We start from the raw sequence: 13,612 nt of genomic DNA, 5'->3' as shown, positions 1-13,612 counted from the left end.
ATCTATCGGAATTATCGCAGGTGCAACGAAAGGTATCGATGAAAATCAATCAAATGTTGTATCATCATTTGGTCTACGCCTTGTGTACGGTGCGACATTAGTAAGTATTCTATCAGCGATTATCGTTGGTGTTATGTTATAAAAAAAGATGGTCCTAGCTCATAGCTAGGGCTATTTTTATGGTAAATTTGCATGAAAAAACCAATTAATTAGGAATATATTAACATATAAAAATCTTTTAAAATTTATATTGCATTTCGTCTAGATAACGCTTACAATTTGATTTGTAGGTGGTATCAATTTCAGACTTTCAATTATGGTAGGAGAGAAGAAGCTACCTTTTATAAATTGCAATTTATGTAAACGCTTACTGATTTTAGATGACAGTTGAATAGTTTTAGGGGTTTTAAATTTTTTTAACAACAATGGTCAGACGTCATTCGTTATACGTTATACGACCAATAACTCGTGGGAGAAGTGGAGGATTCACATATGAAGTTCGTAATGTTTCTAGTCGGTTTACTTGTAGTGTTTGTACTAGGTTTCCTTATCAGTTCAGATCGTAAGAAAATTAAATATAAACCAATTGCACTTATGCTTGTCATTCAATTGGTACTTGCGTATTTCTTACTAAATACAAAGGTCGGATTCGTATTAGTAAAAGGAATCGCAGATGGATTTGGCGCTATTTTAAAATTTGCGGAAGCTGGGGTTAATTTCGTATTTGGTGGTCTAGCAAACGATGGACAAGCACCATTCTTCTTAACAGTATTATTACCGATTATTTTCTTAGCAGTATTAATCGGGATTCTGCAACATATTAAAGTTTTACCGATTATCATTCGTGCAGTCGGTTTCCTATTAAGTAAAGTTAACGGTTTAGGAAAACTAGAATCATATAATGCGGTAGCAGCTGCAATCGTTGGTCAAGGGGAAGTATTCATTACAGTAAAAGATCAACTAAGCAAATTACCGAAAAATCGTTTATACACACTTTGTGCATCTTCAATGTCTACAGTATCGATGTCAATCGTCGGTTCTTATATGAAAATGATTGATCCAAAATATGTAGTAACAGCACTAGTATTAAACTTATTCAGTGGATTCATTATCGTTCATATCATTAATCCATATGAAGTAAAAGAAGAAGACGATATTTTAGAATTACAAGAAGACAAGAAACAAACATTCTTTGAAATGTTAGGCGAATATATTATGCTTGGTTTCTCAATCGCTGTAACAGTAGCGGCGATGTTAATCGGTTTCGTAGCATTAATTACAGCAATTAACGGTGTATTCGATTCAATTTTCGGAATCACGTTCCAAAGCATTTTAGGATATATCTTCTCACCATTAGCATTCGTAATGGGTATTCCAACATCAGAGATGCTACAAGCAGGACAAATTATGGCAACAAAATTAGTAACGAACGAATTCGTTGCAATGCTTGACCTTGGTAAAGTAGCTGGTGATTTATCAGCTCGTACAGTAGGTATTTTATCTATCTTCCTTGTATCATTTGCGAACTTCTCATCTATCGGAATTATCGCAGGTGCAACGAAGAGTATCGATGGCAAACAAGCAAACGTTGTATCATCATTCGGTTTAAAACTTGTATACGGTGCAACGTTAGTAAGTATATTATCAGCGATTATCGTTGGGGTTATGCTTTAATAAATTAAGAAAAGCAATGAGCGTAGGCTCATTGCTTTTTTGTTTAACTTGCTTTATCCAAGTCTCTTTTAAAACGTGGTTTCTCTAAATAAGTTCCCAGTCTCCACGCATATTCCACTGGCCCCATTCGGTATTTTTGGAGCCAATAGGTGCTAACGAATAATTGAATCGTATAAATTCCGATGGTTAAAAGAATACCAAAGAAATAGCCAATTTTCTCGTATAAGCCAAATCCATATGCGTAAAAAATGGTTGTTGCGATAATAGATTGCGCTAAGTAATTACTAACGGACATTTTCCCCATGTTCGCCATGTATGTTAGTAGACGGGTTGCTTTTTTGTAATGGAATAATAAAATGATTGTGCTTCCGTAAAAGAAGGTCATAGTTACTGGTGTAAGGCCATCTTGTAACATAATTAAAAGCGGGTGCTTTACGAACATAGCTAAGATTTTAATTGTAAAAGAAAAGAGACCGGTGGCAAACCATATTTTTTTGACAGCAGGTATATGTTTATTGACCTCAAATAGCCAGCCTTTTTTCCCTACATACATTCCGAGTAGAAACAGTGGAGACATAAAAATTATTGCGAAAACTGATATGAAAAATAATCCGAATGCACCGTCAATTCCCATGTAATCAAAAGGATTTTCAGTCAATCTAAAGTTGACGTGATCCATATAGCTTCCAGTTTGATGGACTTTATGTTCTTTTTCAGTATAAGGTGCAAAATCATTTATATTTGTAGATGGATCAGTTTGATAAGACATAAGTGTAATAAGTGCGAGTAGAATAATCGCCCAAATGAGCAAAGTTTTCGGTTTTCGATTGATGAACATCATTAAGAAAATCCCAATTATTCCGTATGCAAATAAAATATCTCCCTCCCAAACAAAAGTGCCGTGAATGTAGCCGAGTAGTAAAAGAATGATAATACGTCTTATGTATGTGGGGAAGAATTTTTTTCCTTTTGCGATAATACTTTTTTGTAACAAAATAATGCTAAGCCCAAATAGAAAAGAAAATAGGGATATAAAGTTATGTGTGCCGAAGAATTGAATAAACCAATTAGCGCCTTTATCAAGATCGCCGAATAGATAAGTTGGTTTTTCACTGGTGAAGAACCCGAATTGAATTAATGTCATATTGACTAGTAAAATGCCAAACAAAGCGAAACCACGAATTGCATCAACAGCTTCTACACGTTGATTCATTTTTCCTCTCCTCGTATATTCGTTTTTATATTGAAAATAATACCATTTTATAGCTGGCACTATGTCAAATATGAGGAAATTTAAGGTGATTTTAAGATAGAGAGCAAACAAAAAAATCACCTCAATACATGTATTAAGGTGATTGAAATATTATTCAGCTGGAGGCGTAAATGTACGTTTCTCTAATTCAGCATCTAGCATAAACAGTGCGTTTGAATCGCTTGTAATACGTTTTAATTTTTGAATGATGCTATCGAATGAAGCTTCTTCTTCAACTTGTTCGTCAACGAACCATTTTAAGAATGTAATTGTTGCATGTTCACGCTCGTCCCAAGCGATATCAGATAAGTTATAAATACGTTTCGTTACTTCACGCTCGTGCTCAAGTGCGACTTCAAAAGCGTTTAATACAGATTCGTATTCGTTATTTGGATTATCAAATCCAGTAATAATAGCGCGTTCTCCGCGGTCATTAATATAGTTGTAAAGCTTCATTGCGTGGAAACGTTCTTCTTCAGCTTGTACAAGGAAAAAGTTAGCGAATCCATCATAGCTCTCAGCTGTACAGTAAGCAGCCATTGCCATATAAGCATGGGCAGAGTAAAATTCAAAGTTCATTTGTTCATTTAATGCGTCGTGCAATTTTTTTGATAACATAAAATCCCCCTTAGTATTGTGACAAGAATATTATACCATAATTGATAATATTCTCATTTAGATACTTCGAACCTTTTCGAAAGCTTTGTGACGTGTGCATCCATAATGTCTTGTAAGTCTAAATCATATTTTTGCGAAAGAATAATAAGGTTAGATAGTACATCGCCAAGTTCTTCTTTTAGTTCTTGTTTTAGCTCTTCTTCTGTTTTCGCATCTTCATCAGGGCGATCGCGGCCAATTTCAATAGCACGAACGACTCGTGAAACTTCCCCAACTTCCTCGGTTAAGAAATTTAAGCGAATAAAGGCATTATACTGTGACCAGCTTCGTTTTTCGTAAAATTCCTCAACCCATCTTTGAAATGCAACGATATCCATTTCTTCCTCATCTCCTCAATATGTTGTACAATGTTCATTGTATCATAACAATATATAGTTTCGGGGTGTAGGGATGAGAAAGATTTGTGTGTTTGCAGGTTCTAATTTAGGGGAGAGACCAGAATTTAAAGAGCAGGCAATTCAGTTAGGTAAAATGTTTGTTGAGAACGACTATGAGCTCGTATACGGTGGTTCATGTGTCGGATTAATGGGAGAAGTAGCAAACGAAGTTCTTCGTTTAGGTGGACGTGTAACAGGTGTTATGCCGCGCGGTCTATTCCGAGGAGAAATTGTGCATACAGGATTAACAGAATTAATTGAAGTAGAGACGATGCACGAACGTAAAGCTAAAATGGCAGAGCTTGCAGATGCTTTTATTGCGCTTCCAGGCGGATACGGAACGTTTGAAGAACTATTTGAAGTTGTATGTTGGTCACAAATTGGTATACATAATAAGCCGGTTGGTTTATTAAACATAAAAGGTTTTTATGGACCAATTTTGCAAATGGTTGAACGTGCAGCAGAAGAAGGATTTATGAATCCATCAAATAAAGAATTGATCGTTTCAGCAGAGACAGCAGATAAACTAATTCATGCAATCCAAAATTATGAGCGTCCTGTTTTGGGAACGAAGTGGAAGCAACTATCATAGCAAATACGGAAACACATGTCGTTTTAATTTAAGATGGCATGTGTTTTTAATTTGGTTAAATATGTTAATTTTTAGATGTAATGTTTTTGGAAAAGGAGAAAGAGATGGAGGAGTTTGTGTATTTAAGACCGGTTTTTAAAAGTATTTTAGCAGCATCTATTCTTGTTATGCTAATTGTTTTGAGACAGAAGAAAGAGTTGATTAATGAATTTTCACTTTGAGTTATCTCGGTATTGTGTATCGGTGTTTCCGCGATAACGTTGTTTATGTCTGGATTCATCGTTGATGAGTATAATCTAGCCGGAGATGTGCAGAGTTTTAACATGTTTATTGCGATTGGTTGTATTAGTGGTCTGAATTTCATTATTTATTACAGAAGGCAATAAAAAGAGGCATTCCATATTACTTTGGAATGCCTTTATCATTTTGATTGCTTTGTTTTTTATACAGGTACCAGCCACCCCAGCCGCCACCAATTGCTACGACAACGAGGAAAGCATAGTCCTTAACCTCGACACGTATATTGAAAATATTAGCTATAAGTAAGAGAATCCCAACTGTTATTAACGCAAAAAATGCTCTAATTAAGTAGTCTTTCAACTGAACCACTCCCGTCATTTAAGTAGTAAATGATGAATTTGGAAAAGCTAAAGGGTGTTGCCTATATTTTAACATAGATGAGATTGTAATATATTGATAAAAGTAGGGGAGAGGGGCGTGTTAATATTGTCGTGATTTGTCGATAAGTCGATATAATTGAAAAATCGCTGATATATTGGATGGAATCGCCGATATAATTGGAAAATCGCTGATATGTTGGGGGGAATCGCCGATATATTGGAAAAATCGCTGATATAAATTTCATGTACCAGCATGCGCGATCAATCTATAGAAAAAAGCGACTCTGAACGAGCCGCTTCCGCTTTAAATGATATCCAGCTCCGGTAGCTAGAATGTTCGGTGGCTTCGCTTTTTCCTGCGAGGCAAAGAGCGCCTCTACGTCAAAAGCTCCATCCCCCTCACATTCTGAGCGAGCCGCTTCCGCTTTTAAGTGATATCCAGCTCCAGCGGCTAGAACAGTCGGTTGTTTCACTCCTTCATTCGAGGCAAAAAGCGCCTCGTAATCAGGAGTTCCAACACCCTCCTGTTCTGAACGAGCCGCTTCCGCTTTTAATTATTATTGATTCAAGAACGCACGTAGCATCCAAGCGTGTTTTTCTAGTTCTGTGTAGATGCCTAGTAGTAGGTCAGATGTCATTTCATCGTCAGAGTCTTGAGCGATTTCCATGCCTTTTTTCAGTTCGACTAGCATCATTTCGTAGTCTTTCATGATTGCTTCGACCATCCCTTCTGCAGTTTCTCCGTATGCTGCTTCTTGAATAGAAGATAGTTCTAAGTATTCTTTCATTGTTGCTACTGGTTTGCCGCCAATTGCTAAAATACGTTCTGCAATTTCATCGATGTGAGTAGCTGATTCTGTGTAAAGTTCTTCGAATTTCTCGTGTAATGTGAAGAATTGAGGTCCTTTTACGTACCAATGGAAGTTGTGAAGTTTTGTGAATAAAACGCTCCAGTCTGCTACTTGTTTGTTTAATACTTCGATTACTTGTTTGTTCATTATGATCAATCTCCTTTTGAGTTGTTATGTGATATCAATTACTAATTTATAATAATTATAATCTAGTAATCTCTATAAATCAACCCTTTTGCTGGAATTAATTTGAACAAATTATGAACTGTTGTAAATAAAAGGCCCTATTACGGTGAAGTAATAGGGCCTTTGTTTGTTAAACAGCCTTTTGTTTTTCTTCTACATCTTGCCCATCCCAGCACTCTGTATTCTTTAAGCCAGGGATAGAGTTTGCAACGAAGACAGGATCTTTTCCTTGTTTCTTTTGCTTCAAATAGTCTACTAATGCAGCATAAGCAAATTTGCTAAGGAATGAGATGGCAATTAAGTTTGTGAATACCATTAGTCCCATGAATAAATCAGCTAAACTCCAAACTGTTTTAAGAGCAGCGATTGATCCGAAGAATACCATTCCGACAACTGCAACACGATAAATCATTAACCATGTTTTACTTTCTTTAATGAATGCGATATTTGTTTCACCATAATAGTAGTTTCCTAGAAGTGAACTGAAAGCGAATAGGAAAATAATAATCGCTAAGAAAGTGCTTGCCCACGGTCCAATTTGTGAACTTAATGCGTTTTGTGTTAATTCGATACCTTCTAAATTTGATCCTTTGTAAAGTCCAGAACATAATACGATAAATGCTGTTGATGTACATACTAAGAATGTATCTACGAAAACGCCTAATGCTTGAACAAGCCCTTGTTTTACAGGGTGAGATACATCAGATGTTGCGGCTGCATTAGGAGAGCTACCCATTCCTGCTTCTGTAGCGAATAAACCGCGCTGAATTCCGAACTTGATTGCTGCTCCAATACCACCAGCGATGGCTTGGTCTAAACCGAATGCACCATTAAATATTTCTATAAAAATGCTTGGTAACATACTGAAGTTGTTAATAACGACAAAAATAGCCACGCCGATATAAACGATTGCCATTGGCGGAACAATCATTTCTGTAATACGTGAAATGCTCTTAATGCCACCAAAAATAATAACTGCAACTAATAAGGCTAATAGAGCTCCTACGATTGTTCGCTCTAGTCCAAAAGCATTTTCAAACGCTATTGTTACTGTATTCGCTTGCACTGAATTGAAAATTAATCCGTACGCAACTGTAATAAGAAGTGAGAACCAGACGCCCATCCAGCGTTTGTTTAACCCTTTTTCCATGTAATATGCTGGTCCACCACGGAACCTACTGCCATCTTTTACTTTATAAATTTGCGCAAGTGTACATTCTACAAAACTAGTAGCTGCTCCGATAATTGCGATAAACCACATCCAAAATATTGCGCCAGGTCCACCCATTGAAATTGCTAATGCTACACCAGCTAAGTTTCCGATACCGATACGTGCTGCTGCACTTAAGCAAAATGCTTGGAATGGTGAGATGCTATCTTTCTTTTTTTCTTTTCGATTAAACCCTTTACTAATTAAGCTGACCATCTCACTGAAATGAGTAATTTGGACAAATTTTAATTTAAAAGAGAAGTAAAGACCGAAGCCGATTAGCATTGCAATAAGAATATATGACCATAAAATATTATTCGTTACCTCAAGGAATCTGCTAAAGATATCAACCATATAATACACTTCCTTTTTTTCGTAATAAGAAAATTATATGCAAAAAATATACGAGAATCAATTTTTCTAAAAAATTATGTTACTTAAAACTTTTTTATGTTATGATTATGTTACATCGTAATATTTTTAGAATTATTTACATTTTAAAAAACTAAATTTAAAGCGAGAAGGTGGGGATAATTTGAAAGAAGATTCTTTATGGAAAGTAAGCCTTCAGAGTTTGAAAATGAGAAGTAATATATTTTTTATCATTACATCTTTAAGTATCTTTTTAGGGTCCACTTATTATTACAATAAAAGATTTCCAAATCACAAATATCCTGAGTGGTTAGAATTTCTAAAGTTGATTGGATGAATAAAAGACAGAAAAACAGAAAATTAAAATAAATAAGTTATGGAGGAGCTAAAAATGAATATTAGAGAAAGTGAACTTCCGGGTATTGGTTATAAGTTTCAAATCGTTACGAAAGGTAATGAAAAGATGGTAATTGTCATTCATGATGATGGTCGTAGAGAAATGTATCATTTTGATTCAGACCATGAAGAAAGCATCTCAAGTATTTCACTACGTGACTCAGAGGCAAGACAAATCGCTGCAATATTAGGTGGAATGGTATATAAGCCTAGGGCGTTAGAAAATGTTGAGATGGTTTTTGAAGGTTTAGCGATTGAGTGGTTCAAAGTGGAGAATACAGCTCCAGCAATCGGAAAAACAATTGGCGATCTTGAAATAAGAAAAACATATAGCGTAACAATAATCGCGGTTATGAAGAAGAACATGAAGAAGCTATTTAATCCAGGACCAGAAACAGTAATTGAAGAAGGAGATATGCTTGTAGTTTCAGGTGAGAGAGAAGAAATTAAAAAAATCATTAATGAATTACTTTCAAATAGGGGGGACTGATTAGATGGATACGTTAATTTTTGAAGTTGGTACAGCTTTAGTTTTAGTGGCAATTGCAGCAGTAATTGCTGGAAAATTTAAATTCTCAGTAATTCCTTTTCTAATCGTTCTTGGAATGTTAGTAGGACCGCATGCACCGACAATAGGTGTTATCGATCTCAAATTTATTGAAAGTGCAAGTGTAATTTCCTTCCTTGGACGGATTGGGGTTCTATTCCTTCTATTCTATCTAGGATTAGAATTTTCAATGAAAAAACTAATTAAATCTGGACGCTCTATTGCGATTGGTGGAACGATTTATATTTTAATTAACTTTTCACTTGGTTTGTTATACGGATTTATAATGGGATTCCCATTACTAGAAATCTTAATTATTGCGGGTATTATTACGATTTCTTCTAGCGCTATCGTTGCTAAAGTGTTAGTGGACTTAAGAAGAACTGGTAATAATGAAACCGAATTAATTTTAGGAATTATTATGTTTGAAGATATATTCCTTGCTGTATATTTATCAGTTGTTTCTGGTTTAGTACTAGGGGATCACGCTTCCTTCTTAGGTGCCCTTACTTCAATTGGAATTGCTTTAGGATATATGCTTCTATTCTTTATAGTAGCTAGAAAGGCTACGCCGTTATTAAATAAATTGCTCAATATTAGCTCAGATGAAATCTTTATTATTGTAGTATTTGCTTCGTTATTCTTCATTGCTGGTTTTTCAGAAACAATTCACGTTGCAGAAGCAATTGGAGCACTTCTTCTAGGATTAGTTTTCTCTGAGACAGAGCATAGTGACCGAATTGAACATCTTGTTGTTCCATTTAGAGACTTTTTCGGAGCTATTTTCTTCTTCAGCTTCGGGTTAAGTATTGATCCGTTCTCATTAGGCGGAGCGATATGGTTAACGTTAGGTGCTGTCCTTCTTACAATAATCGGCAACTTTGTAGCAGGAATGATTGCAGGAAGACAAGCAGGATTATCTCATAAAGCATCAACAAATATCGGATTAACAATCGTTTCAAGAGGAGAGTTCTCCATCATTATGGCTAATATTGGTATCGCCGGTGGTTTAATGTCAGTCTTGAAACCATTCTCAGCACTATACGTGCTTATACTATCCATTTTAGGCCCACTTCTGACAAAGGAGTCGAAGAATGTATATAAATTCTTAAATAAAATCTTTAAGTGGGATATGAAGAAGAGCTGAATTTTTTTAAATCAAAGTACAAGATATTTATGAAAAAAGGGATTTATGTCGACATAGATCCCTTCTTTATTGGCATTTTTTCAAGGATGAAAGAATACGTTTAATATTTACTATATTGTGGCATACATATAGAAAAAGGGAGTTTGGAAAGGGGAATAAAGAAAAATGGAACTCCAGTTTCAAAATGTATATCAACAGGTAGAGAATTGGTATGTGTTGGATTCGGAGCTTCCTTGGGATGTCAAAAAGCTGAGAGAGGATTTGTGTTCTCTTATTGAAGTATGTAAAACACCCGTTATTTTTTGTGATACGTGTGATGCAAATGATGTACTTCTATCATTAGGGGAAGAGGAAGAAGAGTTCCTATTCCCAGTAGGTGGTTTTTATCATAAAGAAAAGAAATTAATTTTCGTTTGTATGTGGGAAGAGTATGAGCAAGTTCTCAAAACGCTACTGCATGAATTTCGCCATGCGATGCAGCATAAGAGAGATATATTGTATGTGGGAAGTGAACGGTACGAAGAGCGGTGGATTGAAAAAGATGCGAGGAAGTTCGCGGAGAGGAAATTGGATGAATATAAGAGTAGAAAGTTAATGTAAAGCATAGTGGAGAAATAGCGCTGTGCTTTTTATGCTTATTAAAAATAAGTATTTGACTTTTATTAAGTTTAGTTCTAAACTAATGATATGAAACGAGCGAGGTGATGAAATGAAAACAGAAGATAGACTAGGGCTACTATTATGGTTTCGTTTGTCACGCTTTTATAATAAGAGTATTCGTGAGACGAATCAGCATTTGAAAAAATGGAATATATCTGCCGCCCAGTTTGATGTGTTAGCTCAAGTTGGAGGACATAATCGTTTAACGCAGCAAGAACTTGGAAATAAGCTATTTGTTACGAAAGGAAATGTAACGCAGCTTTTAAATAAAATGGAGCAGCTTGAGTGGATTTTGCGTGAACAAGAGGGTACTACGAAATATATTTCTTTAACAGAAAAGGGAAGAGCTTTATATGAGGAAATCGTCCCACCTCAAGAAACGTTCCAAGCAGAGAAGTTTCATAATTTAAATATAGAGGAACAAAAGCAATTATTAACACTACTAAAAAAGTTACAGTAAGAAAAAAATCTTGAAATAAATCTCGAATTCGAGATAGTATGAGGTGAAGGATATGTTTAGAAAAGTTGATTATAAAAATATGGGCAGAGCAAATCATGGTTGGTTAAATACACATTTTCATTTTTCTTTTGCCAATTACTATAATCCAAATAACATGAACTTCGGAGCGTTACGTGTTATTAATGATGATCTAGTAGCGGCGCAAACTGGTTTTGATATGCATCCACATCGTGATATGGAGATTATTTCTTACGTTGTAGATGGTGCTTTAACACATGAAGACAGCATGGGAAATCGTGGAACGATTGAGCGTGGACATGTTCAATATATGAGTGCTGGCACGGGTGTATTTCATAGCGAGCATAATTTAGGCGATAAAACGCTGCGTTTATTACAAATTTGGATTTTACCAGACCGTGCAGATCATAAACCAAACTATGGTGAGTTTAAATTTGATTGGAGCAAGCGTGAAAATGAATGGTTCCATATGGTATCTTCAGTAGAAGGAAATGCACCAATTCAAATTCACCAAGATGCGAATTTATATTCCTTATCATTAAAGGCTGGAAAAGAAATTCATTTTCCAGTGAAAGAAGGCCGTCAATTGTACCTTGTACAAATTGAAGGAAGCAGTGTAATCAATGGTGAAAATCTTGTTATGCGTGATGCAGCAGAAGCGGTAGAAGAAGATATTCATATTGAAGCAAAAGAGCAATCTCATTATTTAGCAATTGAATTGAAAAAACAATAAAAGGTTTATAGAAAAGAGGACATCCGATAGATGTTCTCTTTTTTTGATTGGAATTGTCTGAAAAATGTTTCTCAAAATTTTGGTAGAGGTATCGGCTGGGAAAATAAGAATTGTATAAAAGTGTCAAAAATCTTTATGGGAATGGGGAATGTTATAGTGAAAAAGCAAGTCATTTCATCAGCATTAGCGTTAACTGTTATCGCAGGGGGATTTGGAGCGTTTGGGGCAACGACAACGAAAGCGGAAGAACAAAAAATTCAATATCATCAAGAATTTAAAACACCTGCATACATAGGTGAAGAATGGAAAGCACCGGAAGGACTAGATAAAAAAGAGACAGTCTTTCAATACTTAGAGAGTAAGAAAGATATGTTTAAATTAGCAGGAAATATTGAAAAGCATTTTAATATCGTTGGGGAAGAAAAAGACGCTGAATCTGATACGACACATGTGAAGCTAGTTGAAAAACATAATAACATTCCTGTGTACGGTTCTGATCAAACTGTTACACTTGATAAAGAGAATAATGTAAAAGCATTCTTCGGACAAGTTATTCCGAATTTAGATGATAAAAATATTCCTGCAGCTGCAAGCATTACTGCGGAACAAGCAGAAACGATTGCAAAGGCAGATATTGAGAAAGAAATTGGTAAAGTAAAGAGTTATGACGGTGTGAAAAAAGATTTATTTGTATATGAAAAGGACGGTAATTACTATCTTGCATACTTAGTTAAGGCATCGATTTCAAAACCAGCTCCAGGATATTGGCATTATTTTGTTGATGCAACGAATGGAAATGTTATTGAGAAATATAACGCTGTAGATAACATTACTGGATTTGGTTACGGAGTATTAGGTGCTAGACAATCATTTGAAATTGCTCAAGATACGAAAACAGGACAATTCAACTTGTTTGATGGTAAACGAGGACAAGGTGTTCATACATTTGATGCAGAAAATATGGACGAGAACTGGTTTAATTTATTCTCACAATGGCTTGGATATACAGGAGAAGAAGTTGAAAGTAAATCTAAGTTCTTCGAAGATAAAGCTGCAGTTGATGCGCATGTAAATGCGGGAAAAGTATATGATTACTACAAAAAGACATTTAATCGTAACTCTTTCGATGATAAAGGTGCGAAGCTTATTTCAACTGTTCACGTAGGTACAGCTTGGAATAACGCAGCTTGGAATGGTGTGCAAATGATGTACGGTGATGGCGATGGAAAAACATTCATTCCATTATCTGCTGGACTTGATGTTATCGGTCACGAATTAACGCATGCTGTAACTGAACATACAGCAAACCTTGTTTACAAAAATGAGTCAGGGGCGTTAAATGAATCGTTATCTGACATTATGGGTGTTATGGTTGAGAAGAAGAGCTGGGATTTAGGTGCTGACATTTATACACCTGATAAACCAGGCGATGCACTTCGTTCATTAAAAGATCCAGCGTCTATTCCAAACCCATTAAAACCAAGTGAAGGTTACCCAGATCACTATAGTAAACGTTATACTGGAACAGCTGATAATGGCGGCGTTCATATTAACAGTAGTATTAATAATAAAGCTGCTTATTTAGTATCTGAAGGCGGAGATCATTACGGCGTGAAAGTAACTGGAGTGGGCCGTGAAGCAACAGAAAAAATTTACTACCGTGCGCTTACGAAATATTTAACTGCAAACTCTGACTTCAAAATGATGCGTCAAGCGGCACTTCAGTCAGCTGAAGATTTATACGGTAAAAACTCTAAAGCTGTACAAGCTGTAACGAAAGCTTATGATGCAGTAGGTGTAAAATAATAAGAGAAAAGACCTGACGTCCTAGTCAGGTCT

The 13,612-nt window shown here is 35.6% G+C and carries 15 protein-coding genes and 2 pseudogenes; 10 read left to right on the top strand and 7 right to left on the bottom strand.

From position 1 onward, the window contains the following. Positions 1-142: pseudogene (locus HMPREF2590_RS29410) on the top strand (nucleoside transporter C-terminal domain-containing protein); the annotation flags it as partial. A gap of 350 nt (positions 143-492) precedes the next feature. Next, the gene (locus HMPREF2590_RS21935) at positions 493-1,674 is read left to right on the top strand and encodes a NupC/NupG family nucleoside CNT transporter (protein WP_000673874.1); all 1,182 of its coding nucleotides are present in this window, start codon (positions 493-495) and stop codon (positions 1,672-1,674) included. Between the two features lie 43 nt (positions 1,675-1,717). Here the strand turns inward: HMPREF2590_RS21935 and HMPREF2590_RS21930 are convergent, their stop codons facing one another. From HMPREF2590_RS21930 to HMPREF2590_RS21920, 3 genes are all read right to left on the bottom strand, one after another. Next, a complete protein-coding gene (locus tag HMPREF2590_RS21930) occupies positions 1,718-2,887 on the bottom strand; it encodes a DUF418 domain-containing protein (protein ID WP_001076354.1) in 1,170 nt (389 codons plus the stop codon). Positions 2,888-3,037: 150 nt separating this feature from the next. Beyond that, positions 3,038-3,544 carry a ferritin gene (locus HMPREF2590_RS21925; RefSeq protein WP_000949403.1) on the bottom strand — a complete coding sequence of 169 codons (507 nt, stop codon included), beginning with the start codon at positions 3,542-3,544 and terminating at the stop codon, positions 3,038-3,040. 53 nt (positions 3,545-3,597) lie between these two features. Then, complete coding sequence (locus HMPREF2590_RS21920) at positions 3,598-3,921, bottom strand: MazG nucleotide pyrophosphohydrolase domain-containing protein (protein ID WP_000355749.1); 324 nt, start codon at positions 3,919-3,921, stop codon at positions 3,598-3,600. 73 nt (positions 3,922-3,994) lie between these two features. Here HMPREF2590_RS21920 and HMPREF2590_RS21915 point away from each other — a divergent pair, with 73 nt between their 5' ends. Then, a complete protein-coding gene (locus HMPREF2590_RS21915; protein ID WP_001225751.1) occupies positions 3,995-4,573 on the top strand; it encodes an LOG family protein in 579 nt (192 codons plus the stop codon). A 104-nt stretch (positions 4,574-4,677) separates the two neighbouring features. Continuing rightward, positions 4,678-4,959 (top strand): annotated as a pseudogene (locus tag HMPREF2590_RS21910) (hypothetical protein). A gap of 16 nt (positions 4,960-4,975) precedes the next feature. Here HMPREF2590_RS21910 and HMPREF2590_RS21905 read toward each other — a convergent pair. From HMPREF2590_RS21905 to HMPREF2590_RS21890, 4 genes are all read right to left on the bottom strand, one after another. After that, on the bottom strand, positions 4,976-5,173 hold the full coding sequence (locus HMPREF2590_RS21905) for a hypothetical protein (RefSeq protein ID WP_000656312.1): 198 nt from the start codon (positions 5,171-5,173) through the stop codon (positions 4,976-4,978). A gap of 286 nt (positions 5,174-5,459) precedes the next feature. Continuing rightward, entirely contained in the window at positions 5,460-5,666 is a 207-nt protein-coding gene (locus HMPREF2590_RS21900; protein ID WP_000813003.1) for a hypothetical protein, read from the bottom strand. A gap of 84 nt (positions 5,667-5,750) precedes the next feature. Continuing rightward, the gene (locus HMPREF2590_RS21895) at positions 5,751-6,191 is read right to left on the bottom strand and encodes a Dps family protein (RefSeq protein ID WP_001041895.1); all 441 of its coding nucleotides are present in this window, start codon (positions 6,189-6,191) and stop codon (positions 5,751-5,753) included. Positions 6,192-6,360: 169 nt separating this feature from the next. Beyond that, positions 6,361-7,794: an alanine/glycine:cation symporter family protein gene (locus HMPREF2590_RS21890; protein ID WP_000227589.1), complete on the bottom strand. Its 1,434-nt coding sequence runs from the start codon at positions 7,792-7,794 to the stop codon at positions 6,361-6,363. Between the two features lie 409 nt (positions 7,795-8,203). On the opposite strand from HMPREF2590_RS21890, the gene HMPREF2590_RS21880 reads away from it, so the two are divergent. The 6 genes from HMPREF2590_RS21880 to HMPREF2590_RS21855 all read left to right on the top strand — a co-directional run bounded on the left by HMPREF2590_RS21880 (position 8,204) and on the right by HMPREF2590_RS21855 (position 13,579). Beyond that, positions 8,204-8,698 carry a cation:proton antiporter regulatory subunit gene (locus tag HMPREF2590_RS21880; RefSeq protein WP_001026075.1) on the top strand — a complete coding sequence of 165 codons (495 nt, stop codon included), beginning with the start codon at positions 8,204-8,206 and terminating at the stop codon, positions 8,696-8,698. 4 nt (positions 8,699-8,702) lie between these two features. Beyond that, positions 8,703-9,902: a cation:proton antiporter gene (locus HMPREF2590_RS21875; RefSeq protein WP_000380222.1), complete on the top strand. Its 1,200-nt coding sequence runs from the start codon at positions 8,703-8,705 to the stop codon at positions 9,900-9,902. Positions 9,903-10,067: 165 nt separating this feature from the next. Then, complete coding sequence (locus HMPREF2590_RS21870; protein ID WP_000422795.1) at positions 10,068-10,502, top strand: DUF3920 family protein; 435 nt, start codon at positions 10,068-10,070, stop codon at positions 10,500-10,502. Positions 10,503-10,611: 109 nt separating this feature from the next. Further along, on the top strand, positions 10,612-11,022 hold the full coding sequence (locus HMPREF2590_RS21865; protein ID WP_000845467.1) for a MarR family winged helix-turn-helix transcriptional regulator: 411 nt from the start codon (positions 10,612-10,614) through the stop codon (positions 11,020-11,022). Between the two features lie 52 nt (positions 11,023-11,074). After that, positions 11,075-11,773, top strand: a complete 699-nt coding sequence (locus tag HMPREF2590_RS21860) for a pirin family protein (protein WP_000488966.1) — start codon at positions 11,075-11,077, stop codon at positions 11,771-11,773. A 156-nt stretch (positions 11,774-11,929) separates the two neighbouring features. After that, positions 11,930-13,579: a M4 family metallopeptidase gene (locus HMPREF2590_RS21855; protein ID WP_033685825.1), complete on the top strand. Its 1,650-nt coding sequence runs from the start codon at positions 11,930-11,932 to the stop codon at positions 13,577-13,579. Positions 13,580-13,612 lie beyond the last annotated feature (33 nt).

Source organism: Bacillus sp. HMSC036E02 (genome assembly GCF_001836235.1).
Lineage (GTDB): Bacteria > Bacillota > Bacilli > Bacillales > Bacillaceae_G > Bacillus_A > Bacillus_A cereus.
The sequence above is the reverse complement of the archived record's forward strand: the minus strand, read 5'-3'. Positions and strand labels throughout refer to the sequence as shown.